The sequence below is a fragment of the Roseibium litorale genome (assembly GCF_014842915.1).
Lineage (GTDB): Bacteria > Pseudomonadota > Alphaproteobacteria > Rhizobiales > Stappiaceae > Roseibium > Roseibium litorale.
Map to the genome: position 1 here is coordinate 645,621 of NZ_JACYXI010000001.1, position 26,199 is coordinate 671,819.

Annotated in this window: 20 protein-coding genes; 2 read left to right on the top strand and 18 right to left on the bottom strand. The window is 59.8% G+C overall.

The features are described from left to right. Nucleotides 1-46: 46 nt before the first annotated feature. From IG616_RS03270 to IG616_RS03280, 3 genes are all read right to left on the bottom strand, one after another. Nucleotides 47-937 (bottom strand): 50S ribosomal protein L11 methyltransferase, encoded by an 891-nt coding sequence (locus IG616_RS03270; protein WP_192146325.1) that lies wholly within the window; start codon nt 935-937, stop codon nt 47-49. Between the two features lie 71 nt (nt 938-1,008). Next, a complete protein-coding gene (locus tag IG616_RS03275) occupies nt 1,009-2,361 on the bottom strand; it encodes an ATP-binding protein (RefSeq protein WP_192146327.1) in 1,353 nt (450 codons plus the stop codon). Next, on the bottom strand, nt 2,358-3,077 hold the full coding sequence (locus tag IG616_RS03280; RefSeq protein WP_192146329.1) for a response regulator: 720 nt from the start codon (nt 3,075-3,077) through the stop codon (nt 2,358-2,360). The genes IG616_RS03275 and IG616_RS03280 overlap by 4 nt, the downstream gene beginning before the upstream one ends. A gap of 185 nt (nt 3,078-3,262) precedes the next feature. On the opposite strand from IG616_RS03280, the gene IG616_RS03285 reads away from it, so the two are divergent. Then, complete coding sequence (locus IG616_RS03285; protein WP_192146331.1) at nt 3,263-3,763, top strand: hypothetical protein; 501 nt, start codon at nt 3,263-3,265, stop codon at nt 3,761-3,763. Between the two features lie 82 nt (nt 3,764-3,845). Here the strand turns inward: IG616_RS03285 and IG616_RS03290 are convergent, their stop codons facing one another. The 5 genes from IG616_RS03290 to ligA all read right to left on the bottom strand — a co-directional run bounded on the left by IG616_RS03290 (nt 3,846) and on the right by ligA (nt 12,913). Further along, a complete protein-coding gene (locus IG616_RS03290; RefSeq protein WP_192146333.1) occupies nt 3,846-5,411 on the bottom strand; it encodes a cryptochrome/photolyase family protein in 1,566 nt (521 codons plus the stop codon). A gap of 71 nt (nt 5,412-5,482) precedes the next feature. Then, on the bottom strand, nt 5,483-7,975 hold the full coding sequence (locus tag IG616_RS03295) for an ATP-dependent helicase (RefSeq protein WP_192146335.1): 2,493 nt from the start codon (nt 7,973-7,975) through the stop codon (nt 5,483-5,485). A gap of 251 nt (nt 7,976-8,226) precedes the next feature. Next, complete coding sequence (locus IG616_RS03300) at nt 8,227-8,523, bottom strand: GIY-YIG nuclease family protein (RefSeq protein ID WP_192146337.1); 297 nt, start codon at nt 8,521-8,523, stop codon at nt 8,227-8,229. Nucleotides 8,524-8,623: 100 nt separating this feature from the next. Next, nucleotides 8,624-10,549, bottom strand: coding sequence for a flavin monoamine oxidase family protein (locus IG616_RS03305; protein WP_192146339.1), 1,926 nt, complete (start codon nt 10,547-10,549; stop codon nt 8,624-8,626). 210 nt (nt 10,550-10,759) lie between these two features. Beyond that, on the bottom strand, nt 10,760-12,913 hold the full coding sequence (gene ligA / locus IG616_RS03310; RefSeq protein WP_192146341.1) for an NAD-dependent DNA ligase LigA: 2,154 nt from the start codon (nt 12,911-12,913) through the stop codon (nt 10,760-10,762). 431 nt (nt 12,914-13,344) lie between these two features. Here ligA and IG616_RS03315 point away from each other — a divergent pair, with 431 nt between their 5' ends. Further along, nucleotides 13,345-13,530, top strand: coding sequence for a hypothetical protein (locus IG616_RS03315; protein WP_192146343.1), 186 nt, complete (start codon nt 13,345-13,347; stop codon nt 13,528-13,530). A gap of 160 nt (nt 13,531-13,690) precedes the next feature. Here the strand turns inward: IG616_RS03315 and recN are convergent, their stop codons facing one another. The 10 genes from recN to murG form a co-directional block, all read right to left on the bottom strand. After that, nucleotides 13,691-15,361, bottom strand: a complete 1,671-nt coding sequence (gene recN, locus IG616_RS03320; RefSeq protein WP_192146345.1) for a DNA repair protein RecN — start codon at nt 15,359-15,361, stop codon at nt 13,691-13,693. A 23-nt stretch (nt 15,362-15,384) separates the two neighbouring features. Continuing rightward, nucleotides 15,385-16,242 carry an outer membrane protein assembly factor BamD gene (locus IG616_RS03325; RefSeq protein WP_209007274.1) on the bottom strand — a complete coding sequence of 286 codons (858 nt, stop codon included), beginning with the start codon at nt 16,240-16,242 and terminating at the stop codon, nt 15,385-15,387. Between the two features lie 227 nt (nt 16,243-16,469). After that, a complete protein-coding gene (gene lpxC, locus IG616_RS03330; protein WP_192146348.1) occupies nt 16,470-17,411 on the bottom strand; it encodes a UDP-3-O-acyl-N-acetylglucosamine deacetylase in 942 nt (313 codons plus the stop codon). Nucleotides 17,412-17,655: 244 nt separating this feature from the next. Further along, nucleotides 17,656-19,452: a cell division protein FtsZ gene (gene ftsZ / locus IG616_RS03335; RefSeq protein ID WP_192146713.1), complete on the bottom strand. Its 1,797-nt coding sequence runs from the start codon at nt 19,450-19,452 to the stop codon at nt 17,656-17,658. Nucleotides 19,453-19,552: 100 nt separating this feature from the next. After that, nucleotides 19,553-20,875: a cell division protein FtsA gene (ftsA, locus tag IG616_RS03340; protein WP_192146349.1), complete on the bottom strand. Its 1,323-nt coding sequence runs from the start codon at nt 20,873-20,875 to the stop codon at nt 19,553-19,555. Further along, nucleotides 20,872-21,738, bottom strand: a complete 867-nt coding sequence (locus IG616_RS03345; protein WP_343072336.1) for a cell division protein FtsQ/DivIB — start codon at nt 21,736-21,738, stop codon at nt 20,872-20,874. Before IG616_RS03345 ends, ftsA begins: the two co-directional genes overlap by 4 nt. 32 nt (nt 21,739-21,770) lie before the next feature. Further along, entirely contained in the window at nt 21,771-22,697 is a 927-nt protein-coding gene (locus IG616_RS03350) for a D-alanine--D-alanine ligase (RefSeq protein WP_192146350.1), read from the bottom strand. Then, entirely contained in the window at nt 22,697-23,668 is a 972-nt protein-coding gene (murB, locus tag IG616_RS03355) for a UDP-N-acetylmuramate dehydrogenase (protein ID WP_192146351.1), read from the bottom strand. The genes IG616_RS03350 and murB overlap by 1 nt, the downstream gene beginning before the upstream one ends. Continuing rightward, the gene (gene murC, locus IG616_RS03360) at nt 23,665-25,080 is read right to left on the bottom strand and encodes a UDP-N-acetylmuramate--L-alanine ligase (protein ID WP_192146352.1); all 1,416 of its coding nucleotides are present in this window, start codon (nt 25,078-25,080) and stop codon (nt 23,665-23,667) included. The genes murB and murC overlap by 4 nt, the downstream gene beginning before the upstream one ends. After that, a complete protein-coding gene (gene murG, locus IG616_RS03365) occupies nt 25,077-26,195 on the bottom strand; it encodes an undecaprenyldiphospho-muramoylpentapeptide beta-N-acetylglucosaminyltransferase (RefSeq protein ID WP_192146353.1) in 1,119 nt (372 codons plus the stop codon). Before murG ends, murC begins: the two co-directional genes overlap by 4 nt. Nucleotides 26,196-26,199: the final 4 nt, after the last annotated feature.

The window sequence follows — 26,199 nt, forward strand, 5'->3', positions numbered from 1 at the left end:
GTCTTCTACAGGCCCTGAAAGAGGGCTGTGAGGTCGAGGACGCCCGTCAGGCGTTCTGCTGACCACGCGTCAATGTGAGGGTCAGCCAACCGTCCTTTTCGCCGCGTTTGACAAGATGGAACCCCTGCGCCCGGTAGGCAAACAGGATCCGCGGACCATCTTCCACCCGCAGACCTGAGAGAACCAGAGTGGAAACCGGCGTCATCTGGGCGGAAATGCTCTTGGCCATCTTCATCAGAGGCCGGGCGAGAATATTGGCGACCACCAGATCGAACGGGCCGAATTCGCCGAAACGGCGGTCGTCCATGCCATTTGCGGTAAAGGTGCTGACCAGCGGTCCAACACCGTTGAGCCTTGCGTTCTCGGCTGCCGTCTGGGTCGCGACAGGATCGATATCCGTCGCCAGCACGAACTGGCGCGTGAGGCGCGCAATCGCAATCGCCAGAACACCAGTGCCGGTCCCCAGATCCAGAACTCTCAGATACTGCCGGCGGGACATCAGACGGCTGATTTCCTCAAGACATCCGGCTGTCGTGCCATGGTGCCCGGTGCCGAAAGCAAGGGCTGCCTCGATCTCGAGCCCCAGGTACCCAGCGGCAACCTTGCCCCGGTCGTGAGCTCCATGGACGACAAACCGTCCGGCCTTCACGGGTGCTAGGCCTTCCAGGCTCTTGGCGACCCAGTTCTCATCGGGCAGGATTTCGGCATGGACTGGCGCGGCAAAACCATCGGAACCGACCTTATCCTTCACAAGATCAGCCGCTTCTTCCGGCTCCAGGCCAAACATCAGCACTTCTGCTGTCCAGGTCTTGCCGTCAGCGGAGGATTCAAAGATCGTGACGGGATAGCCATCATCCTCGAACGCGCGCTCCAGCACGTCGGCGATGCGTTTGGCTTCAAGTTCTGCGGCGGTGATACGCACTCGGACGGTCTGCATAGGGTCCTCTGAAATAGGTCTGGCGACCGTATAGCCGGAGCTGGGGAAAACAGCCAGTCCCGAGGAGCTATTTATGCCTTAGCGAGCTCAATGCGGACCGTGAGCCCGCCGCCTTCCGTATCATTCAGGACCAGCTTGCCGTCATGAGCCTCCACAATGGCACAGGCCGTGGCCAGCCCCAGACCAAAACCGAAACTGGAATCGGTTCCGAGCATCCGGGCGTCATCCCCGCGTTCAAACGGCATGAGCATCCTCTCCCGTTCCTGCAGGGGAATACCGGGGCCATGATCCTCAACCTCGATAACCACCCTGTCATCGACGCTGGAACTGATCAGACGAATCCGGTCGTCATAGCGGCGGGCATTGTCGATCAGGTTCGTCATTGCACGGGTCAGCTCGCTGAAGCGGCCCAAAACGGACAGGCCGACCTCACACTCAATCGCCAGTTCCGCCCCCACGTCCTCATATTGATCACGAATACCTTGAAGGAAGCTGGCAACGTCGATCTTGACGGACAGTTCCCCCGTGCGGCCGTCACTCAAATAGGTCAACGCCCCGTCGAGCTGGCCTTCCATGATGGCAAGATCAGCCAGATTGCGCTGCTTTATGTCTCCATCTGGCATCAGTTCGGTTCTGAGCCGCAGCCGTGTCAACGGCGTCCTGAGATCATGGCTGATGGCCGCGAGCATGCGGGTACGCCGCTCGACCAGGTCCTGAATCCGGCTCTGCATCCGGTTAAAAGCGTGGGCCGCCTTGCGCACTTCCAGCGGGCCATGTTCCGCGATCGGAACGGCCTGCATCGAAGTCTTGCCAAAGCTCCCTACGCCGGACGCAAGCTGGGACAGTGGCAGCACCAGCATTCGGGTGCCCCAAATCAGCAGCATAACAAGGCTGAGAACAAGAAAAAAGATCAACTGCAACAAGGGATTGCCCCAAACAGGAGGCTCCCTGCGCGGAGGCATACGGGCAAAGACTTGCTGGCCATCCGCCAGTTCGAAAACCAGATTGGACCGCTCTTCACCGTCCTCATCCAGTTCAACCGGACCAAGCCCCAAGGCCTTGAGGCCTTGACCGAAGTCAGAAAAACGGAAGGGCATCCAGAAAGGAACCCGCGGGCTGCCGTCATCACGTGATTTGAGAACATAGCTGCCGGCAGGCATCAGACGCAGATGAATATCCGGATTGCGGCTGGCAAAGTCTGCAACAAGCGCCTGCCTGAGTTCTGAATCCGTTTCATTCATTTGCGCAACAAGCACCGCGGCCTTTATCCCATAGGCAAAGGCATCCTCTCCCGGAGGGCCAGGCTGCAAAATCCGGAAAGCAGCAAAAAACAGCATGACGAGCATCCCGAGGGACGTGAGCATGACCAAAAGCAATTGGGCAGCAATGCTTTCCGGCCAGAGCCGGGAGATCAGTCTCGTCAACTGGTTGTCACCTCTGCGATGAACTCGTATCCACCGGACCGGACCGTCCTGATGAACTGGTAAGGCGCGCCGCCAGCTTCCATCTTGCTGCGAACACGGCTGACGAGAATGTCGATATTCCGCCCGCCAGAGCTATTGCCATTCGAACCATGGGTCAAATCGGTCAGTTGATCGCGCCCAAGAACGCGGCCATGACGCTCGCAAAGCACTTGAAGCAGATCAAACTCGGCAGGGGTCAGGCTGATCACCGATCCGCTTGGATTGGTCAGCTGCCGGAGCGCGCAGTCCATGGCCCAGCCCTCAAAAGACAACTTGCGCCCGGTGACCGCGGGCGTATTCGCCCCCATATCCACGCGGCGGAACATGGCACGGATACGTGCGGTCAACTCGCGTGGATTGAACGGCTTCGGCAGATAGTCGTCCGCCCCCACCTCAAGCCCGACGACCCGATCAAAATCGTCGGCCTTGGCCGAGACAATGATGATCGGCAGTGTGCTTGTTGCCCGTACACGTCTGCAAATGCTGAGACCGTCCTCGCCGGGAAGCATCAGGTCAAGAACCATGAGGTCGATCCGGGCGCCAGACAAGACCCAGTCCATCTCGGCCGCGTCTTTCGCAAGACTTACCTTCCAGCCGTTTGAGGTCAGGTGACGCTCGATCAGAGCCCCGATTTCAAGGTCGTCCTCGACGACAAGAATATGTTCAGTACGCATCATGCCGCCAATATGCAGCAATCCTTTTCCTTTGCATCATCTTTTTTGCATCAAATTGTTTCCATTTGTTTCTATAACATATTTCAGAAATTAACCGAAATCATACAGAAACAAGTCATTAACAGATTATTAACCCAAAGTAACAGAGTGTCAAAATTGCGGGAATTACTTTGGGAAAGGATTGGATCATGACATCCATCAGCACGGCGTTATCGCCACCGCCTCCGCAGAAATCAATTCAGAGCAAGCTAAGCGAACAGGTCAGCGCCGGCGACATCACCTCCGACGACATGGATGCGATGCTTTCGGCCCTGGAAGCCATTCATGATGACATGGCGCCTGAGGCAGCAGGCTCAACTGAACCTCCCAGCAAGGAAGAAATGCAGTCCAAGCTGGAAAGCCTCCTGTCCGAGCAGGTCGAAGAAGGCACATTGACCCAGGACCAGGCCGATGAATTGTCAGCCATGTTCGAAAGTGGAGAAATGGGCCCTCCGCCCCCGCCACCTGGCGAAGGCCCGATGGGACCTCCTCCTTCCGGTGACATGAGCGCGTCTTCCAAAGACGATGAAAGCGAAGATCTCGTTCAGAAGCTTCTGGCACAGCTCTCCAGCTCCCAGACCTCCGGCTATTCGGCCAGCGGCTCCACCACATCGACCTCCAGCTCATTTCTGGTCGACTACACAGCCTAACTTTTCTGATCTATTTCGGGTCGAGAAATCAAGACCGGCAGCTTCCCGCTGCCGGTCTTTTGCGTTTCACCGCAAGGAAACTTCAGCCTTGCCAGGCCCCCGGAAGGTTGGACAGAAAGCCGCCTGCGCTCTTCAGATATGCGATCCGCTTGTCTTCGCTCATCCTGTCCCAGCTGCTGTAGATGGTTCTCAGGCGGTGATTATCCTTGAGCTTTGGGCGGTTCCGGTGAAGAAAATCCCAGTAGAGCGCATTGAACGGGCAGGCGCCCTCGCCCGTCTTCTTCTTCACATCATAGGCACAATCCGAGCAGTAGTCCGACATCTTGCCGATGTAGTTGCCGCTGGCCGCATATGGCTTTGATCCCAGGAAACCACCATCCGCATGGAGGCTCATGCCCAGCGTGTTTGGCAGCTCCACCCATTCATAGGCATCCGCATAAACACTCAAATACCATTCATGCACCTGAACCGGATCCGCCCCGATCAGCAGCGCAAAATTTCCGGTGACCATGAGCCGTTGAATGTGATGGGCATAGGCCTCATCCAGCGTCTGTTCGATCACAGCCTTAAGGCAGGCCATGTCAGTCTCGCCGGTCCAGTAGAATTCCGGCAGGTCTCTTTTTGCGCCGAAGAAATTTTCGTCTCTGTATTCGGGCATTTTGAGCCAGTAAATGCCGCGCACATATTCGCGCCAGCCCAGGATCTGCCGGATAAAACCCTCCGCACAATTCAACGGAACCGCTCCGGATCGCCATACTTTCTCGACCCGCACACAGATATCCCAAGCGTCAAGCAGGCCGGCATTCAGATACATCGAGATCAGGGAATGGTAGAGGAACCGCTCGCTCTTGAGCATGGCATCCTGATAGGTGCCGAAATCCGCCAGACCGTTTTCCAGAAAGCTCTCGAAGACCGCCTCCGCCTCTTCCCGCGTGACCGCAAACCAGAAGGGTTCCAGGGCACCGAAGTGATCTGCAAAGCGCTCGCTAACCAGCTCCAGAACGTCTTGAGTTATTTCATCAGGCCGGTGACGAATAGGTTCGGGGCAGACAAGACCGGAGGGCGCGGGGCTCCGGTTTTCCTTGTCAAAATTCCACTTGCCGCCCGCGGGATTTCCTTCCTCCATCAGAAGGCCGGTTTTCTGCCGCATGTGGCGGTAGAAGTCCTCCATCAGAAAGCGCTTGCGCCCTTCTGCCCATTTCCTGAAATCGGGAAGCGCGCACAAAAACCGGCTGTCTGGCAGCAAATCGACCTGCACCTCAAGATCGCTTTGCCAGCCTCGCATCTCATCAAGAAGTCTGAATTCGCCTGGCTCGGTTACCCTGACCGCCTCGGCCTTTGCCCCTGCCAAGGTCCGGGCAACTGCCTCCTTCAGTGAAGCGCAGGGCTTCTCGCTGTCCAGCCGGATATAGTGAACCCGCCAGCCGCTCTCCCGCAGCTCCTGCGCAAAATGGCGCATCGCGGAAAAGACAAAGGCGATCTTTTTCTTGTGGTGACGGACATAGCTCGCTTCTTCTGCAATCTCAGCCAACAGGACGAGGTCCCGTTCGGGATCCCCATCCTTGAAGATATCCAAGCCGGGGCTGAGCTGATCGCCAAGCACAAGAAGCAGATGCCGGAAATCTTCCGGTGGCTCGTCGGGGTTCATAACCGGTCCTTTGAAGCGTTTTTCTGCTTACGCTTCAAAGCCCGGACAGGTTCACTTCCGGCGCGCTGACATCAATGTTTCTCAACGAAACTATCGATGACCTTTTTCTGTCCAGTTTTTTCAAAATCAATGGTCAGCTTGTTGCCCTCAATGGCAACAATCGCTCCATAGCCGAACTTGATGTGGAACACCCGCTCCCCAACCGAATAGGCCGACGGCATGTCGCTGACGGACTTAGCCACCAGCTCGCCCTCGATGGTCATCGGCCCCTGGCGGCGGGTTCCGGCAGAGCGGAAGTCACTGCTGCGGCCAGTGATCGCCTCATGAGCCGCCTTTGCCTTCTGCGCCCGCTGCCAGCCCGGTGTGGAATAGCTGCTGTTCTGGAACGGTTCGCTGCGGTCAAACCGGGATGCGCCATAGCCGCCCCGGCCATATCCGCCACCGCCGTAACCGCCATAGTTGGACGCTTGCTCGACGATCTCTACATGCTCGATGGGCAGCTCATCCAGAAAACGTGAAGGAATGGTGGATTGCCAGGAGCCGTGAATGCGCCGGTTGGAGGCAAACCAGATCTTGGCGCGCTTCTTGGCCCGGGTCACGCCCACATAGGCAAGGCGGCGTTCTTCTTCGAGACCGGCCCGGCCGCTCTCGTCCAAAGCGCGTTGATGGGGAAACAACCCTTCTTCCCAGCCTGGCAGGAAGACCGTGTCGAACTCCAGTCCCTTGGCTGAGTGCAGGGTCATGATCGACACGGCGTCATTGATGTCGTTGCTGTCCCGGTCCATCACCAGGGAGACATGCTCCAGGAAACCGGCCATGGATTCGAACTGATCCATGGAGCGGATCAGTTCCTTGAGGTTGTCCAGACGGCCCGGCGCTTCCGCGGACCGGTCTTTGCGCCACATTTCGGTGTAGCCGCTCTCATCCAGGATGATCTCGGCCATTTCCGTATGCTTGGTATGCTCCAGATCCCGGCGCCAGCGCTCGAAATGATCCAGAACGCTTTTGAGCGCGCTTCTCGCCTTCGGCTTCAGCTCCTCCGTCTGGCACAGCTGGTTCGCGGCCTGAATGAGCGGGATCCGCTCCGCCCGCGCCAGCTCATGCACCAGCTTCAAGGTCGCATCGCCCAGCCCGCGCTTGGGCGTATTGACGATCCGCTCAAAGGCAAGGTCATCAGCAGGCTGCACCACGCAGCGGAAATAGGCCATGGCATCGCGGATTTCCATGCGCTCATAAAAGCGCGGACCGCCGATAACCCTGTAGTTCAGGCCCAAGGTCACGAACCGGTCCTCGAACTCGCGCATCTGGAAGGAGGCGCGCACCAGAATGGCAATGTCATTCAGCTTGTGTCCATGGCGCTGCAGGGCCTCGATCTCGTCCCCGATGGAGCGAGCCTCTTCCTCCGAATCCCAGCAGGAGGCGACGGCCACCTTCTCGTCTTCCGGATCTTCGAAATCAGTGAACAGCGTTTTGCCCAGACGCCCTTCGTTATGGGCGATCAGATGAGATGCGGAGGCCAGAATATGGCTCGTAGAACGGTAATTCCGCTCAAGACGAATGACGACAGCGCCGCGGAAGTCATGCTCGAAGCGCAGGATGTTGTCGACCTCTGCACCGCGCCAGCCGTAGATCGATTGATCATCGTCGCCTACACAACAGACATTCGGATTGCCCTGCGCCAGAAGCCGCAGCCACAGATACTGGGCAATGTTGGTGTCCTGATACTCGTCCACCAGCATGAAACGGAACTTGCGCTGATAGTCCTTCAGGACATCCGGATTGGTCTTGAACAGGGTGATGACATGCAACAGCAGGTCACCGAAGTCGCAGGCATTCAGGATCGACAGGCGGTCCTGATATTCCTCATAGAGCTTGCGGCCCAGACCTCCGGCAAAGGCTCGGGATTCGCCCTCGGAGATTTCCTTGGGCGTCAGCGCCCGGTTCTTCCAGCCATCCAGAAGGGCGGCAAAGGCCTTGGGGGTCCAGCGTTTATCATCGATGCCTTCGGCCTGAATGATCTGCTTGATCAGCCGCAGCTGGTCGTCCGTGTCGATAATGGAGAAGCTGGACTTCAGGCCCACCAGCTCCGCATGCCGGCGCAGGATTTTTACGCAGATGGAGTGGAACGTGCCAAGCCAGGCCATACCCTCCACATTGCCGCCGATGAAATGCGCAATGCGTTCCTTCATCTCCCGTGCGGCCTTGTTGGTAAAGGTCACAGCCAGGATCTGGGACGGATAGGCTGATCCAGTTGCCAGGATATGCGCTATGCGGGTGGTCAGAACGCGGGTTTTTCCGGTTCCAGCACCGGCCAGAACGAGAACGGGACCTTCGATGGTCTCCACCGCCTTGCGCTGTTCCGGGTTCAGGCCTTCCAGATAATCGGGCGCGTTGGACCGGCGGGCCGCCATGGCACGCGCGGCGATACCGCCGCCAGCGGGCGGAACGAGCACCGGTGCGGCGGCTGGCTGACGGGGCGCCCGGTCGCCCGGAAACCCGTCATCATCAAAGCCGTCCACAAAGGTGTCGCCAATATCGTCGTGATACCCGTTCGGGTCAGCCATGGTTCCTGCCGTGCGATTCTCAACAATTCAAACAGGAACAATATAGCAACAAAAGCGGCCGATGCGAGGCGGACCGGGCAGATAATACGGGGACAAGGGGAGAGGTGACCGCCAGAGCCCTCTTTGTGTGTCGAGGTTCAAGCCATACCACCAAGCACAGGTATTGCTTAAGCAAACTGCTCAGGGGCTACTGGATCCCGGTCTTGGCGCTTTCGCACCAAGCCGGGATGACAGTGTGAGGTTTTCCGTTTTCAGAAAAGTCCTTTGGAAAGATCGGTCCAGTTGGGATTGTTTTCCTCGATCAGACGGACTTTCCAGGCCCGTCTCCATCGCTTGATCTGCTTTTCCCGGCGGATCGCCTGTTCAGGATCTGCATACGCCTCGAAGAACACCCGCGAATGAACATCATATTTTGCGGTGAAGACGCTTCCTGTCCCGGACTGATGCTCAAACATCCGCCTTGGAAGATTATTCGTAACGCCAACGTAAAGCGTTCCACCGGTTTGGCCGGCGAGAATATAGACGTAGCAGGCACTTTCAGACCGCATCTCTCTTCCCAGCCACGCTCTTTGCCGTCATCCCGGTTTGCCGCAAAGCGGCAAGACCGGGATCCAGTAGCCACCGGCCTCGCTGAAGTTATGAGGACACTTAAGACCGGCTCATATGGCAGGCCTTGTCCGCGTAGCCCTGGTTGCCCGGGTCCAGTATCAGGGCGATGGCGGAGATGGCGCAATAGGCGGAGGCGACAGAGCCTTCCTGCCAGCCGGGCCAATAGCTCCAGGTGTCACCCGCACAGAAGAAAGGAACCTTTGGCGAGAAGGTGGTGATCTGCTCATAGACAGCAGGATTGGTCGTTGCCGTATCCGAGGCCCAGCCGCCGACCTGGTTGGGCATATATTGCCAGGCGATGGTCATTCCGCGGTCGACATAGATATCTGCCTCATGGCCGGGGTGCAGGAGACCAAGGCCGTTGATGCCATCAGAGATACGGGTCTGCTGGTCAAGGGCGGCAAATTCCACCGCGCCGCCGCCCCGGTTATAGGCGCCGGTCAGAACGCCGGTATGAGCGGTGAAATCCTCAGATGGGTACCAGATCTGGCTGATGATATCGTCGGTCCAGGAAATGCCGCCATAGATCTCGTCATCGGTTTCCCAGAACCGGTTCTTGCCTTGCCAGCCAACCTTGATCGCAGGGGTCCACAGATCCGGTGTCGGATCGGTCTTGCCGCTGGGTGCAAACTTGTTCCATTCCCCGGTGACGCTGAAAGCCTCCAGACCTGCCAGAAATTCTCCCGGCATGTTCGTCCGGTCCAGGATGCCATTGAGCAGGGACGGCGCCATGGTGGATACGCAGAAGTCAAAGGCAACAGGCGCGCCGGACCAGGAGGCGCTTTGATTGCCCCCCTCCAGCTCCACGGTCACGCCACCTTCATTGGCAACAATCCGGGCCGCATGGGTGTTGAGATAAACCAGATCCCCGACCCGGGTCCCGCGCACGCCCACCGGCAGATGCTCAAACATTGGCGCTGTGTCCTGCACCTTTTGCAAGAGCAGCTGCTGCCAGATCCGGTCCATGCCACCGACCGGCTGCATCAAGGCAGGCTGCCAATCCAGATTATAGCTGTTGAACAGGAAGGAGCCCGGCGACAGTTCCGGATTTTCTTCCGGATTGCCGATGAAACCGGAATCGAAGATCGACTGAAGCGGCACCCGCTCGCGCACCGTGCCGGCATCGCGCCAGCCGCCCGGGAAATGCGTGAAGCCGACACGGGTCGATTCATCATTGATCACAAGGTTGCAGGGATCACCGGCATCCTTACGGGCGAGATCACCGAACAGCTGGGACAGCTCCGCGATCTGAACAGCCGTATTTCCCTTCAGCTTGCAGGCTTCCAGGTTCACCTTGGCGATCATATCCGCCATTTCGGCAAAGAGGCTGTAGGTCACCTGACCCATTGGGATGGGCTGGCCGCCGTTGAACTTGGCGCTCTGCATCACGTTGGACATGGACTGGAAGAAATAGGGCTCCAGCGCCACACCGATTTCCTGGCACAGAGCAATCAGGTTGAAGTGGTTGGACGGAATCCGGCCCGGCCCGGCATTCAGGAACAGCTCGACCGGATTGCCCTCATAGCCCCTGTCCTTCCAGACATCATCCATGAAGAGGCAGACCTGCTCGTCAGGCGAAGGGCTTTCGGGCCGCTCCTGATAGCGGTCGGCGTACATTTCGGGGAAGAGCCGGTCTGGATTGTATTTGGCGAACCACCAATCCTTGTAGCGCTCATCCGATGGGCGGGCCGTCAGGCTTCGCCCGCCGAAACGGTTATCAGCCTCGAAAACCGCGACCTTGAACCCGGCATTGGCCAGAACATACGCCGTCGTCAGGCCTGCAACGCCGGCGCCCAGAATGGCGACCGTCTTGCCTTTCCCAAAATCAGGCGGCAGGTCAGGCCGGGTGGTCTGGTATCCCGCACGGGCAGGCTTCAAGCCTGTGAGAAGAGAGGGAGCTGCGAACCCGCCGGTAAGAGCCGCAAAACCATGAAGAAACCGTCTGCGCGAAATAGTCTTGATCATCAATGCCTCCCCTAACGTTCCCTGCACCTCACGAAAGAAGCAGGAACACGAGAAAAGACTAAGCCAAGAGGCAGCCAAAACACAACCAGAAGGATTGCGTTCTCAAAATACAATTAATTGACCAGACGCAGCCCGGCGACTTCCTTTACCATAGGGAAGACCAAAGAAGAGACACTCAGCCGCAGTCCAGCACAAAGGAAAGGCCGGAGCTCACGCCCCGACCAGATCGAACCACTGGTCTTCCGTGATCACTTCGACGCCGTGCTCTTCCGCCTTTTTCAGCTTTGAGCCCGCGCCGGGGCCTGCCACCACCAGATCGGTCTTCTTGGAAACGGAACCTGCAACCTTGGCGCCGAACCGTTCGGCCATGGCCTTGGCCTCGTCACGGGTCATGCGCTCCAGGGAGCCGGTGAACACGACTGTCTTGCCTGCAACCGGGCTGCCGCCCGCGTCGATTTTCTCGGCGTCCTTGGGCGTCACATGCTCCAGAAGCGCTGTAAGCTGCTCCCGGTTATGCTCCTCAGCGAAGAACTCGGTGACGGCCTCGGCAACGATTGCACCAATGCCATCAATGTCGTTCAACTCTGCCCAGGCTTCGCTGCTGTGGTCACCTGCCGCCTCCATGGCAGCGGCAAAAGCGCCCCAGGAGCCATAGGCGCGGGCCAGAAGCTTGGCATTGCCTTCACCCACATGGCGGATGCCGAGAGCGAAGATGAAACGGTGCAGATCGATAATCTTTCGTGCGCTGATGGCCTCGAAGAGGTTCTTGGCGGAGACCGCGCCCCAGCCATCCCGGTTGCGCAGCTTGGTCAGCGCCTGACGGTCCCGCTCTTCCAGAGTGAAAATCTCCGCTGGTGTCTTGACCAGCCCTTCAGCAAAGAAGGCATCCACCTGCTTGTCCCCAAAGCCTTCGATGTCGAAAGCATTGCGGGAGACGAAATGCTTCAGCTTTTCGGTTGCCTGCGCCGGGCAGACTAGCCCGCCGGTGCAGCGCCGAACCGCATCCATCCGGCCGGTCTTGGCATTTTCCTCACGGACCGCATGGCTGCCGCAGGCAGGGCAAGTCACGGGGAAGACAAAGGCTTCCGAACCCGCCGGACGCTTGTCCAGATCCACGTCGACGATCTGCGGGATCACATCCCCTGCCCGCTGGATGCGGACCGTATCACCAACGCGGATGTCCTTGCCGCCGCGGATCGGCTCACCGTCCTGGCCGATGCCCTTGATGTAATCCTCGTTGTGCAGCGTCGCGTTGGAAACGACGACACCGCCGACCGTGACCGGTTCCAGCTTGGCCACCGGGGTCAGCGCGCCCGTCCGGCCCACCTGGATCTCGATGTCCCGGAGAATGGTGAAGGCTTGCTCTGCAGGAAATTTATGCGCAATCGCCCAGCGGGGCGACCTTGAGACAAAGCCGAGCCGCTGCTGCAGATCCAGCCGGTCAACCTTGTAAACCACACCGTCGATGTCATAGCCGAGGGTTGCCCGCTCTTCCTCGATGCCATGATAGACGCTGATCAAGTCCTCAACGCTCTCACAGCGTTTCATGCGCGGATTGACGGCAAAGCCCCAGCGGCCAAACGCCTCGACCATACCCATCTGGGTATCGGCCGGCATTTCGCTGATCTCCCCCCAGGCGTAGGCAAAGAAACGCAAGGGGCGCGAGGCCGTGATGTCCGGGTTCAACTGACGGAGCGACCCGGCAGCTGCATTGCGCGGATTGGCAAAGGTCTTGCCGCCGTTCCCGGCCATGCGGGCATTGAGCGCCTGAAAATCCGCATGGGACATGTAGACTTCGCCGCGCACTTCCACCACATCCGGCACGCCTGCCGGAAGGCTCTGGGGAATATCGGCTATGGTCCGGGCGTTGGCAGTCACGTTTTCACCGACGGCTCCGTCGCCCCGGGTAGCAGCGCTGACCAGCTTTCCGCCCTCATAGCGCAGCGCAAGGGAAAGGCCGTCGATCTTCGGCTCTGCCGTCACCGCCAGCGCTCCCATCAGCGGATCGAACTTCAGGAACCGGCGCACACGGGCAACAAAGTCGCGCACATCGTCATCATCGAACGCATTGTCCAGGGACAGCATGGGCACCTTGTGCGTGACCTTGCCGAAGCCTTCGGAAGGCTCCACACCGACACGGGCAGAAGGACTATCCTCCCGAACCAGCTCCGGATAACGCGCCTCGATCGCCGCGTTGCGCTGGCGCAAGGCATCATATTCCGCATCGGAAACACTCGGCGCATCCTGGCCATAGTAGCGCTTGTCGTGACCGGCAATCTCTTCCGCAAGCCGCGCCAGTTCGGCCTGAGCCTCCTCCAGCGTCAGATCTTCGACAGCAATGCGGGTGGGGGACGTTTCGGTCATCAGAAGCATATCCGGGCAAGCAATCAAGCAAAACGGAACGCCCGCCAGTCTAGGGTGTGGACTCATAAATTTGAAGGCAATGGTTTGAGCGAATTTGTTTGGATACAAGGCGCAAGACTTCAGGAAGCCTTATGGCTTTCAAAGTCTTGCAACGCTGTAGCCGGACGAATTCGCCAAATCCTTGCCGGACGCGCAACTGGCTGTGAAATGCGGCGTTGAGCGTCTCAACCGGGCATAAAGCCCGCTTTTCGCCTCTCGCCTTGCCTTTCAGTGCCAGTTGACGCGCCATTACCTTCAAATTTATGGGTCCACACCCTAGGCAAACATCCCTGAGCATTTTTCTTCTCTCGATAACGGAACCATTCCGGCCCCTCAAGAGTTACCCCTGCACAAACCGGCACTTAACACCGGTAATGACAAGGAGATACATCATGGCCTATCAGGACCGTAATACATACGTGACGCCCCCGCGCGGTGGTTCCAGCGCAGGCTGGTTCATCGCAGGCATTCTGGTTGCAGCCATGATCGGCGGCGGGGTCCTCTATTACAACGGCTATTTCCATCAGGAAAAAGAAGTCAGCATCGAGCTGAAGGTTCCTGATGTGAAGCTGCCGTAATTCCGGCCCCTCCAAACAGTTTCAAGACACGCGGCCAAACCCGGGCGCCCTCCCCACCCGGACGCGAAGCGGGCTGACCTCCCTGGTCAGCCCGCTTTCTTTTGTGCATCAGCATCGCTGGTCACATAGCATGCCACACCGGCGGGATAGGGCACCCACCTCAGTTTGCAGCCTCCAGAAGCAGCTTGCCGGCCGCGGCCCGGGCTTCTTCGGTGATCACGCTGCCAGCCAGCATCCGCGCAATCTCCTCGCGCCGGTGGCTTTCCTCGATCTGCCGTACACGGGTCGCAACCCGGCTCGGATCCGCCTCTTCCTTGGAAATCAGGAAATGCCCTTCGGCCCGCGCAGCCACCTGCGGCGCATGAGTGACCGTCAGAACCTGAACCGTGGCGGCGAGCCGGGCCAGACGAACGCCGATCGCCTCGGCAACCGCACCACCGACCCCGGTGTCGATTTCATCGAAAACCAATGTCGGCGCAGAACCCTTGTCTGCCAGGGACACTTTCAAGGCCAGCAGGAACCGTGACAGCTCGCCGCCGGATGCGACCTTCATCATTGGCCCCGGGCGGGTACCCGGGTTGGTCTGAACGTGGAATTCCAGCTGATCGATGCCAGTGCGGGCGCGGTTGTCCGCATCACTCACCATCTCGACGATGAAGCGGGCCCGTTCCAGCTTGAGCGAAGGCAGCTCTCCGGCCACTGCCTCTTCCAGTTTGCGCGCAGCCTTCTGCCTCTTGGCTGAGAGCTTTGCGGCCTTGGCATCGTAGGTCTCCCGCGCCTTAATGGCGGCAGCCTCGAGAGCGGCCAGCTTGTCCTCACCCGCATCCAGCTCGGCCAGATCATCGGCCATGCTCTTGGCCAAAGCCGGCAGGTCATCTACCGGCACGGAGAACTTCCGGCTGGCCGCCCTGAGGGCGAACAACCGCTCCTCGGCGCTCTCCAGCTCACGCGGGTCGAAATCCGTCTCCCGGAGTGCCGTCTCCAGACCGGAGCGGGCCTCTTCGAGACTGTCCAGCGCGGAAGCGAGCGAGGCGACCGGTCCGGTCAGCATGGCCGGTGCCTGCTCGACCTTGCGTTCCATCCGGCGCAACAGGCTCGCAAGTTCCGGAATGGGAGAGGACGTTCCGTTCAGCGTGTCGAAGGCTTCGTTGAGATCGCCTGCGATCTTCTCCACCTGCATCATGGAGGCCCGGCGCTCGGCCAGCGCTTCCTCTTCGCCCTGCTTGGGCGCAAGGCGGGACAATTCCTCGACCGCGCTCTTCAGGAAATCGGCTTCCTTGCGGGCGGTCTCGATACGGGTCAGATGATCCTTCACAGCCTTTTCAGACTGGCGCATCGCCGTCCAGGCGTCCGCGACGGCTGAAACCTCGCTGCCAAGCCCCGCAAAGCTATCCACCAGTTCCCGGTGAGATTCCGGATCAACAAGCGCCCGGTCGTCGTGCTGACCGTGAATTTCGACGAGCATCAGGCCCGCCTGACGCATCAGGCCAACGCTGACCGGCTGATCATTGATGAAAGCGCGCGTGCGGCCATCTGCCGTCTGGATCCGGCGCAGGATGACATCGCCATCGTCTGGAACATCGTTCTCGCGCAAGAGCGATCGCACCGGGTGATCCGCAGGCACATCAAAGACCGCAGTCACCTGTCCCTGGGTTTCCCCGTGACGGACGAGATCTGCGTCGCCGCGCCCGCCAAGGGCCAGCGACAGAGAATCCAGCAGGATTGATTTGCCCGCGCCGGTCTCGCCGGTCAGGACGCTCATCCCTGCAGAAAACTCAAGATCAAGACGGTCAATCAGGACGATGTCGCGAATGGCCAGCGTCACCAGCATGGATTACAGAGCTCCGAACGATGTCAGAAGACTGTGATACCCTTGAATGCCTTGCTGATCCAGCTGCCACTGTCTTCGGACGGTTCATACCCACCCTTGCTCAGCAGCGAGTAGGCATTCTTGTACCAGACGGAATCCGGGAAGTTGTGGCCTAGAACTGCAGCTGCAGTCTGCGCTTCGCTTACAACGCCGAGCGCGTAGTAGGACTCAGTGAGGCGGAACAACGCTTCTTCGACATGGCGCGTGGTCTGGTACTGCAAGACAACCGTCTTGAAGCGGTTGATGGCGGCCACGTAGTTCCTGCGCTCAAGATAGAAGCGGCCAACTTGCATTTCCTTGCCGCCGAGCTGGTCGTGGGCAATGCGCAGCTTCTTTTCCGCGTCTTCCGCATATTCCGAATCAGGGTAACGCTGCAGCAGCTCGTTGAAGGAGGCTGCCGCCTTTTCCGTCATAGACTGGTCGCGGGTGATGTCCGGCATCTGCTTGAAGTAGCTCTGGCCGATGATGTAGAGCGCATAAGCCGCGTCTTCATTGCCCGGGAACAGGGTCAGGAAGCGCTGAGCCGCAGTGACTGCCTCGGTGTACTTGCCGCGGCTGTAGTTCAGATAGGCCATGTTGACGAGGGACTTCTTCGCATATTCCGAATAGGGATAGAGGCGGTCCAGTTCCTCGAACTTCTTGGAAGCGGCGCTCAGCTTGCCCTGGGAGCGAAGAGCGAGGCCCTCGTCATAAAGCGTTGCAGCCGGAACATCATTCAGGGCCAGATCGTCGTCATCCTTCGAAGAGGCACAAGCACCAAGGGCGAGCGGCAGGCCCAGCAGCGCGATCCGCATCAACAGTGCGGTCCGGCTTTCCCGAAAATCCTTGCCGTTAGACTTCATAAAAATCACCCCAGGCACTCCTCACGCCGCTCGGCTCCAATTGGCCACCGGCGGATGTTCATGGCAGATGTATCGTGGCTGTTTAACGGATATGAACCGCCTTCGTCACGCCCCTCATTGGCCATCTGTCGTTTTTTTTGAGCAATTTTGTGGCGGCGGCTCGAAATTGGCTCCAGAAACGTCGAAGCCGCCCGAAGGCGGCCTCTCAAGAAAAGCTTCGAAACCCCTCAGGAAACGTCCGGCCCGAAGGCTGCCATTGCAAGGCCAGCCTTTTCTGCGTGGCCCACTTCCCTAAATGCCGGCATTTCGACGATCTCATAAGAGCTCTTGTCGGAGAACAGCTTGATCAGAATCGCGTTGTTCATCTTGTGGCCGCCCTTGTAGGAGCGGTAGAGGCCGAGGATCGGCAGACCGGCCAGCGACAGGTCACCAACAGCGTCCAGCGCCTTGTGGCGGACGAATTCATCCGCCCAGCGAGTGCCTTCCGGGTTCAGAACCTTGTCGTCTTTGATGGCGACGGAGTTCTCGAGGGAAGAGCCGAGCGCAAAGCCCATTTTCCAGAGCTGCTCAACATCGCTTACATTACCAAAGGTCCGGGCACGGGACAGCTCTGTGCGGAAAACGTCCGGCGTCATGTCGGATGCAAAGCGCTGGCGGCCGATCAGCGGCGTGTCGAATTCGATGGTGATGTCGAAGTGGCTGCCTTCGTAAGGAAGCAGCTCGCACCAGGAATTGCCATTGTCCACGCGGACCGGCTTCTTCACGCGCAGGTAACGGCGGCCACGGTCGAGGCGTTTCAGGCCAACCTGATCAATCGCTTCAACGAAATCCGCACTGCTGCCGTCCATGATAGGCATTTCCGGGCCGTCGATCTCAACGATGAGATTGTCGACGCCAAGGCCCCGAAGCGCCGCCATCAGATGCTCGACGGTGGAAAGACCATTTTTGAACGGATCCCCGAGAACGGTCTGAAGAGAGGTCTGCGTCACCCGGTCCCAGAGCGCCGGCATTTCAGCGGCCGCTTCAACATCCGTGCGCTGGAAGAGGATACCGGTGCCGGCGTCAGCCGGAACAAGCGTGATGGCAGCGGGCTTACCAGAATGAACACCAATACCCGTCAGCGTGACCTGATCCGCGAGAGTGGTCTGGCGATCAATGTAGTGTGTCATGCTGTTGCCCTTGGTTTTGCCTACGTCAACCGGGGACGATCGTCCCTTACGAAGGGTTAACGCTCAAATTTGAGCATGAACATACTCGGGCAGGCCCTGAAGCTGAAATAAAGCTTTATTACGGTTTGTTACGCGCAACGCTGCCGTAAATCATTGATACAAATACGGAAATTTTCAGAAAACAAAACAGCCCGTTACGAATGTAACGGGCTGCAGAGGTAGGGAAGAAGGGTCAGGCAGCGACTCAGTTGGCCTGGCGGCGCAGGAACGCCGGGATTTCCAGCTGGTCGTCGTCAGCAGCTGCCGGTGCCTTCGGCATTGCCCGGCCAGTGGTGTCGAGCTGGCCGGCAGCATGAGCTGCAGGACGCTGAGCCGGGCGCGGAGCAGGTGCTGCTGCCGGACGCGGGGCCTGAACCGGAGCGGCCATCCGCGGAGCGGCAGGCGCTTCGTGGTGAGCTTCGGCTTCTTCATGCTCTTCGCGGCGGCCAAGGCCACTTGCGAGGCGGCGCAGCAGACCCATCGGACGGCGGTCATCTTCATGACCGTAGTCTTCAGCATGATGGTCCTGTGCCTGAACCGGCTTCGGCGCGGCAGCCTGGACAGGCTGGGCAGCAGGAGCCGTTGCAGGGGCCTGGACCGGAGCAGCGTTTGCAGCGGTCTTGTGCAGGATTTCACGCTGAGCGATCGGCGGGAAATCTTCCACGCGCGGCATGCGCGGAGCCGGGGTGTGCGTTTCGGCAACCGGCGGGATGTACGGACGGCTGACCGGCTCGGCTTCCATCTTGGCGACAGGTGCTTCGTCCAGATCGACCATCGAAGCCTTGTTGCTCAGCATGTCTTCGCTAGGCTGAAACGGCTTGATTTCGACTTCCGGGTCGGAGGCAGCTGCCACCGGACGCGGTGCCGGAGCTGCCGGGATGGACAGTTCGCGTTCCAGGCTGGCAACGGCGCGGGCGGAAGCATCCTGAGCGCGCGGCGCTGCGGCGGCCGGGGCCGGAGCAGGAGCCGCAGACTGAGCTGGACGCGTGGTGATCGACGGCTGGCTCTGCGGCTGCTGCATGGCAGCCAGATCGCCTTCACGGTCGATACCGGTCGCAACGACGGAGACGCGGATGATGCCATCCAGGCTTTCGTCGAAGGTTGCACCCAGAATGATGTTGGCGTCTGCGTCGACTTCCTCACGGATACGGGTCGCAGCTTCATCCACTTCGAACAGGGTCAGGTCGTTGCCACCCGTGATCGAGATGAGGAGGCCCTTGGCGCCCTTCATGGAGGATTCATCAAGCAGCGGGTTTGCGATCGCGGCTTCAGCGGCCTGCTGGGCGCGCTTTTCACCGGACGCTTCACCGGTGCCCATCATCGCCTTGCCCATGCCTCGCATGACAGAGCGGACGTCGGCGAAGTCGAGGTTGATGAGACCTTCCTTGACCATCAGGTCGGTGATGCAGGCAACTCCGGAATAGAGAACCTGGTCAGCCATCGCAAAAGCGTCGGCGAAGGTGGTCTGTGCATTCGCGATCCGGAACAGGTTCTGGTTCGGAATGACGATCAGAGTGTCAACGTTGCGCTGAAGCTCTTCGATGCCCGAGTTGGCGATCCGCATGCGGCGGGCGCCTTCGAACTGGAACGGCTTGGTAACCACACCTACCGTCAGTATACCCTGCTCGCGGGCCGCCCGTGCAATGACAGGAGCCGCGCCGGTACCGGTGCCACCGCCCATACCGGCAGTGATGAACACCATGTGCGAACCGGACAGGTGGTCGTTGATCTCGTCGATCACTTCCTCGGCAGCTGCGCAGCCGACTTCCGGCTGAGAGCCTGCGCCAAGACCTTCCGTGACCGCGACGCCCATCTGGATCAGACGTTCGGCGTGGTTCATGGCAAGGGCCTGAGCGTCCGTGTTTGCGACAACGAAGTCGCAACCCTGGAGGCCGGCAGTGATCATGTTATTGACGGCGTTTCCGCCCGCGCCGCCGACGCCGAAGACCGTGATACGCGGCTTCAGCTCCTGAATATCGGGCATCTTCAGGTTGATGGTCATATTATCCTCGCGACCCAATGGAGCCTCCTTCTTGGAGGTCTCCGCTTCTTCCCTAACTTCCTCAGCCGTTACCGGCGGTTCCTGTCCTGCGCTCATTTCGTCAGAAACTTTCCCTGATCCACTGGCCCACCCGGGCGAGATAACCAGACTGTCGCATCCACCCCGAACGGCTGTTCCTGTGCTCGAACTGCTCGATCTGGGCGACCTGCGGATAGATCAGAAGGCCAACTGCAGCGGCAAAAGCCGGACCCTTGGCAGCCTCCGGGAGACCGGCAACCCCTAAGGGCCTGCCGAGACGAACGTTACGCCCCAGGACCCGGCGCGCAACTTCACTCAGACCCGTAAGCTGGCTGGCTCCGCCAGTCAGAACGATCTGCTTGCCAACCCGTCCGGCGAAACCGGAGGCTGTCAGGCGATCCCTTACGAGTTCAAGGATCTCTTCCACCCGGGGACGGATGACACGCGTCAGAGCCGACCGGGGGATTTGATGGGGCAGATCACCGTCCGTTTCCAGTGGCGGGACCGTGAGCATGTCACGGTCGTCCGAGCTGCTGGCGATCGGCGATCCATGCAGGGTCTTCAGCCGTTCAGCGTCTTGAAGGCGCGTGGCGAAGGCCCTTGCGATATCTGTTGTGACGTGGTTGCCGCCGACGGCGATGGCATCGAGATGCACCATCTGGCCTTCGACAAACACGGAAAGGGTCGTTGTGCCGCCGCCCATGTCGATACAGGCGACACCGAGCTCGGTCTCGTCGTCGACCAGGGTCGAAAGACCGCTGGCAAATGGCGTGGCAACCAGGGTTTCCACATGCAGGTGGCCACGACTGATGCACAGCTCCAGGTTCCGAACCTGCGGGATTTCTGCGGTCACGACCTGCATGTCGACACTGAGCTTGTGGCCCATCATGCCGCGCGGATCGCGGATGCCGCGATTTCCGTCCAGCGAATAGGAAATCGGCAGCGCATGGGTCACGACCCGGCCTTCCGTGACCGAATGGGACGAGCCTGCGGACAGAACGCGCTGAATGTCGGCTTCCGACACGCTATCACCGGACAGCGGAACCGCAGCAGAGAAGATCTCGCTCTGCAGGCGGCCGCAGCTGACGTTGGCGACCAGGGACTCCACCGTGACGCCAGCCATTCGCTCTGCAGAATCCACTGCAAGGCGGATCGCCTGCTCGGCGGCATCCATGTCGACGATCACGCCAGACTTCACGCCCCGGGACCGCTGATAGCCGTAGCCCAGCACTTCGACCGAATGGGTCCGGCCCTTCAGGATGTCACCATCTTCACGAGGGGTCAGTTTGGCGATCAGGCAGCACACCTTGGTCGAGCCGATATCAAGAACCGACATGACCACGGCGCGGCGGCCCGGAAGCGGACGCATGCGCGGCAGATAGATATGGGAAGCAGAACGGCTCATGTGCGGCGCTCCAGCTTCACGAGTTGATCCTTGCTGGTGCCAGCCTTGCGCCGTTCCAGAGCCTCATCGGACAAACGCACGACGACCCGGTCCGGGAGCCGCATGTCCACCGCCAGAATGTCACGGGCCAGAAGGCCGCTGTCGTCGTCCATCTTGACCAGATCCGCCAGGGCGGCATCCAGGCCATGCTCGGGCAAACGGATCGAAATGCCGTTTTCCAGCATCAGGTCCCAGCGGCGCTGGCCGACCAGGAATGCGGCCCGGACACGCGGGCGCAGTTCCGGAACCTTGTCCAGTGCACTGATAATTTCACCTGCCCGGCGCTGAGCGCCGTGGTTCACGACCAGAAGCAGGTTCGCGTAACGGCCATCGACATCGTCGGTGATCACGTCACCTTTTTCCGTGATGATCGAAACCGTATCGCCGCGCTGCCACAGGGCGTAGGGAATGCGTTCCTCAAGGTTGATCTTGAGGGTGTTCGGATAGAGCTTCTGAACCGAAGCGTTCTTGACCCAGGCGATATGATCGAGGCGCTCACGGGCAGCCTCTGCATCGTAAAGCGCCAGGGATGCCCCTTCCTGGATCTCCAGGGCTTCGAGGATCTGAAACTCTGCAATTTCGCGCTGGCCGGACAGCTTCACCGTCTCGATCCCGAGACCGGCGGTGGTCAGCAGCGAGTCCGACACTTCCCGGCCATATCCGCCGAGAATGATGCCGTAGCCAATCGTCATGCCAAGGAATGCCAGGGCTGCAGCCGAACCGGTCCACTGGGGCAGGTCGGCAAGCCGCCCCGCCGCCCGCCAGACCGGCTGACGATGCAGACGGGATACGCCACGGCCGCGCGGAGCCAACTGGGCTTCCACCGGCGACAAAGCTTCCCGTTTCCTGTTTCGTCCTATCGACAGCAACTTGCGTCCTCGACCATCCAACTGACCAGATCCTGAAAGCTTATCCCCTCATGTGCCGCGATTTCCGGGACCAGAGAGGTAGGCGTCATGCCTGGCTGCGTGTTCACTTCTAGGCAGATCAGCTCGTAACTTCCGTCTTCCCGTTCATCTAACCGGAAGTCGGCCCGGGAGACTCCCCGGCATCCGAGCGCCTGATGCGCCTTTAACGCTAGTGTCTGTACTTCTTGGTAAACAATCGGTGAAAGTTTTGCAGGAAGAATGTGTTTTGACCCACCTTTTGCATATTTTGCATCGTAGTCGTAGAAGCCGGGGCCTGTCGGAATGATGTCGATGATCCCAAGCGCTTTGTCGCCGACGACAGCGCAGGTCAGCTCACGTCCAGCAATGTAGCGTTCGCACATCAAAACGTCGGGATACCGCCATTCTTCACTGGTCAGCTCCTGAGGCGGATAAAGGTTATCTTCCTTGACGATCAGCACCCCGAAACTGGACCCTTCGTTGATCGGTTTGATCACATAGGGCGGCTTCATCGGGTGCTCTTTGCCGATTTCGAAACGGTTAACGGTTAAGTGCTCGGTAACCTTAACGCCGGCGGCCGCCATAACGGCTTTCGCCTTGATCTTGTTCATCGCCAGGGCGGAAGCCATGACGCCGGAATGAGTATAGGGGATCTCCAGGACCTCAAGGATACCCTGGATGCAACCGTCTTCGCCGAACGGGCCATGGAGCGCGTTAAACACCACATCGGGCTTCAGAGCTTTCAGGACAGCGGAAATGTCCCGGTCCACGTCAATACGCGTCACACGGTAACCGGCCTCTTCCAGGGCCGCCGCACACTCTTTTCCGGACGAAAGGCTGACGGGACGCTCATTGACCCAGCCGCCCATCAGAACCGCGACATGCTTGCCTGCCATTACCCCTGCTCCTCAAGACTGCCCAGGAACGGCTGAACTGCGCCCTCCCCGCCCGGCTCACCCAGCCGCTTGATTTCCCATTCCAGCTTCACGCCGCTGTTTGCGAACACCCGCTGGCGAACCGTTTCACCCAGAAGCTCCAAATCATGAGCCGTGGCCGAACCGGTGTTGATCATGAAATTGCAATGCAATTCCGACATTTGTGCGCCACCGATGGTCAATCCGCGGCATCCGGCTGCATCGATCACCTTCCAGGCAGAATTTCCCGGAGGGTTCTTGAAGGTCGAACCACCGGTTTTCTCACGGATCGGCTGGGCCTTTTCCCGGTGAGCAACCACTTCGGCCATTTCGGCACGGATCGCTTCCTCGTCCGCGGGGAGGCCCTCAAACACCGCACTGGTGAAAATCAGATCCTTCGACGCACCCGAATGGCGGTAGGCGTAGCCCATGTCCGCATTGGTCAGCACATGACGCACGCCCTTGCGGTCAATCGCGGTGAGTTCAACCATCCGCTGGCAGGTTTCCGTGCCATGAGCGCCCGCGTTCATCCGAAGCGCTCCGCCGACACCACCTGGAATGCCGGTGTAGAAGGCGAAACCGCCGAGACCTGCCTTGGCAGCCGCTTCCGCAAGGCGCTTGTCCGGAACGGCAGCTCCCACCTTAAGACGGTTGCCACCGAGATCCTCGATACCGCCAAAGCCCTTTGCACTCAGCCGGATGACAACGCCTTCCAGACCGCCATCGCGGATCAGGAGATTGGAGCCAAGACCGACCGGCAGCACCGGAACGTCTTCCGGCAACCGGGACAGAAACAGCGACAGGTCATCTTCATCAGCAGGCTGGAACAGCAGCTGCGCGGGACCACCGGCCTGAAACCAGGTCACCTCAGACAGCATCTGATTTGGGATCAGCCGTCCCCGGATCCCCTCGCCCAGTCCGGAAATCTGTTGCAGAAGGTCAGGAAAGCTCACGCACCGGCCTCCAGCGCCTTCTTCAGGCCTTCCGGCAAGGCATAAGCCCATTGGGTGATGTTGCCGGCGCCCAGGCAGACCACATAGTCGCCAGGCTTGGCGAACCCAGCGACAACGGATGCCAGCTCTTCCGGCCCGTCTATCGCCACAACCGAGCGGTGGCCGCGTGTCTTCAGCCCCGAAACCAGATCCTGATGGCTCGCACCTTCGATTGGTTGCTCGCCAGCCGCATAGACAGGGGCCACGATCACCGTATCGGCATCGTTGAAGCAGTTCGAGAAGTCATCGAACAAGCTGTGCAGACGGGTGTAACGGTGTGGCTGGACAACAGCAATGACCTTGCCTTTTGAGGATTCACGCGCGGCATGAAGAACCGCACGGATCTCCACCGGGTGATGGCCGTAGTCGTCGAAGACGTCGATACCATTGACGCTGCCCGTGTGGGTAAAGCGGCGCTTGACCCCGCCGAATGCGTTCAGGCCCTTGCGGATCTGATCTGCGGACACACCCAGCTGCCAGGCGACGGCAACAGCCGCCGTGGCGTTGGACACATTGTGCAGGCCCGGCATCGGCAGGATCAGATCGCTGATCTCCGTCACCTTGCCCGTACGCCGGTCCCGGATGGTCACCGAGAACTGTGATCTGCCGCCGTCCATGGAGACGTTGGTAAAACGGACATCCGCCTGTGGGTTCGTACCGTAAGTGACGATCCGGCGGTCCTCGATCTGGCCGATCAGCGTCTGCACTTCCGGATGATCCAGGCACATGACCGCGAAGCCATAGAAGGGCACGTTCTCGACAAACTGGCGGAAGGCAGCGCGGACACCGGCGAAATCGCCATAGTGATCCAGATGCTCCGGATCGATGTTGGTCACCACAGCCACGTCAGCGGGCAGCTTGACGAAAGTTCCATCGCTTTCGTCGGCTTCAACCACCATCCAGTCACCTTTGCCCATCCGGGCGTTGGTGCCATAGGCATTGATGATGCCGCCGTTGATCACCGTCGGGTCCAGAGTGCCAGCGTCCAGCAGAGCCGCAATCATGGACGTCGTGGTGGTCTTGCCATGGGTGCCGCCAATCGCGATGGCCTGCTTGAAGCGCATCAGTTCTGCGAGCATTTCAGCGCGGCGCACAACAGGGATCAGACGCTCCCGGGCCGCGACCAGTTCCGGATTGTCACGTTTGATGGCGGAAGAGACGACCAGCACCTCAGCGTCACCGAGGTTCTCGGCGGTATGACCGACCATGACCTTGATGCCGTTCTCACGCAGACGTTGCACATTGGCGTTCTCAGCCATATCCGACCCCTGCACGGTGTAGCCGAGGGTCTTCAGCACCTCGGCGATCCCGCTCATGCCGATGCCCCCGATCCCGACGAAGTGAACCGGACCGATGTCCTGCGGCATTTTCATGCGCCGTCTCCTTTGAGAATGATTGCTCCGGAAGCCACTTGCTCAACGAGGTCTGCCAGACGCTGAACCGCGTCGGCCTTGCCCTGGCTGCGGGCAGCCTCTGCCGCGTTGCGCAGGGTTTCCGGTGTGCCCATCAGGCACGTGATTTCATGAGCCAGCTGTTCAGCCGACATATCCCCCTGCGGGATGACGAAGGCGCCGCCTGCGGCCTCAAGGGCCCTCGCATTGACCATCTGGTCCTGATCCAGTGCGCCGGGCAGCGGAACCAGAATAGACGGACGGCCAATTGCGGTTAGTTCAGCGACAGTTGACGCCCCCGAGCGTGAGATCACCAAGTGACTGGACGCGATGCGGGACGGCATATCGGTGAAGAAGCTGTTCAGCTCCGCGTGAATGCCAAGAGCCTGATACTCGGTGCGCACCCGCTCCAGATCTTCCGGACGGCACTGCTGCACCAGATGCAACCTTGCTCGAACGGGCTCTGAAAGAAGCTTCAAGGCAGGCGGAAGGGCATCGGAGAAGAACTTCGCCCCCTGGGAGCCACCGAACACCAGCAGACGGAACAGCCCGTCCGCTTCCTGATCCGGATAAGGCACACGGGCCGCGTCAATCACCGCATCGCGGACCGGATTTCCGGTCTCCACGCATTTGCGGGCGAGTGCCGGCTCCAGCCCCTTCAGCGGCGCGGAAATGGCAATGGCCGTCACGCCCTTGGCCAGCATCCGGTTCGCCCGGCCCATCACGCCGTTTGCCTCATGCAAGATCGACGGCGTCCCCGTCAGCCTTGCGGCGAACATCGGCGGAAAGGTCGGATAACCACCGAAGCCGACAACGACCGACGGCTGCAGACGTCTGATCACAGAGCGGGCCTGCAAGGTGCCACGCAGAAGGCTGAAGCCGGTCTTGGCCAAAGCCATGGGCGAGCGGCCCCGCATCGTTTCGGAAGCGATGATGTGAACTTCCCGGGCCGGAAAGGCGCTGCCGTATTTGTCGGCGCGCTCGTCCGTGGCCAGTTCAACGTCATACCCGCGCCGGATCAGCTCGCTTGCCAGCGACTGAGCGGGAAAAAGATGGCCACCGGTACCACCGGCTGTAAGCAAAATCGGCTTGGTCATAATC

Excerpts from the sequence above, each read along its gene's own strand:
- IG616_RS03270 (WP_192146325.1), bottom strand. The coding sequence starts at position 937 with ATGCAGACCGTCCGAGTGCGTATCACCGCCGCAGAACTTGAAGCCAAA.
- IG616_RS03280 (WP_192146329.1), bottom strand. The coding sequence starts at position 3,077 with ATGATGCGTACTGAACATATTCTTGTCGTCGAGGACGACCTTGAAATC.
- IG616_RS03285 (WP_192146331.1), top strand. The coding sequence starts at position 3,263 with ATGACATCCATCAGCACGGCGTTATCGCCACCGCCTCCGCAGAAATCA.
- IG616_RS03290 (WP_192146333.1), bottom strand. The coding sequence starts at position 5,411 with ATGAACCCCGACGAGCCACCGGAAGATTTCCGGCATCTGCTTCTTGTG.
- IG616_RS03295 (WP_192146335.1), bottom strand. The coding sequence starts at position 7,975 with ATGGCTGACCCGAACGGGTATCACGACGATATTGGCGACACCTTTGTG.
- IG616_RS03300 (WP_192146337.1), bottom strand. The coding sequence starts at position 8,523 with ATGCGGTCTGAAAGTGCCTGCTACGTCTATATTCTCGCCGGCCAAACC.
- IG616_RS03305 (WP_192146339.1), bottom strand. The coding sequence starts at position 10,549 with ATGATCAAGACTATTTCGCGCAGACGGTTTCTTCATGGTTTTGCGGCT.
- ligA (WP_192146341.1), bottom strand. The coding sequence starts at position 12,913 with ATGACCGAAACGTCCCCCACCCGCATTGCTGTCGAAGATCTGACGCTG.
- IG616_RS03315 (WP_192146343.1), top strand. The coding sequence starts at position 13,345 with ATGGCCTATCAGGACCGTAATACATACGTGACGCCCCCGCGCGGTGGT.
- recN (WP_192146345.1), bottom strand. The coding sequence starts at position 15,361 with ATGCTGGTGACGCTGGCCATTCGCGACATCGTCCTGATTGACCGTCTT.
- IG616_RS03325 (WP_209007274.1), bottom strand. The coding sequence starts at position 16,242 with ATGAAGTCTAACGGCAAGGATTTTCGGGAAAGCCGGACCGCACTGTTG.
- lpxC (WP_192146348.1), bottom strand. The coding sequence starts at position 17,411 with ATGACACACTACATTGATCGCCAGACCACTCTCGCGGATCAGGTCACG.
- ftsZ (WP_192146713.1), bottom strand. The coding sequence starts at position 19,452 with ATGACCATCAACCTGAAGATGCCCGATATTCAGGAGCTGAAGCCGCGT.
- ftsA (WP_192146349.1), bottom strand. The coding sequence starts at position 20,875 with ATGAGCCGTTCTGCTTCCCATATCTATCTGCCGCGCATGCGTCCGCTT.
- IG616_RS03350 (WP_192146350.1), bottom strand. The coding sequence starts at position 22,697 with ATGGCAGGCAAGCATGTCGCGGTTCTGATGGGCGGCTGGGTCAATGAG.
- murC (WP_192146352.1), bottom strand. The coding sequence starts at position 25,080 with ATGAAAATGCCGCAGGACATCGGTCCGGTTCACTTCGTCGGGATCGGG.
- murG (WP_192146353.1), bottom strand. The coding sequence starts at position 26,195 with ATGACCAAGCCGATTTTGCTTACAGCCGGTGGTACCGGTGGCCATCTT.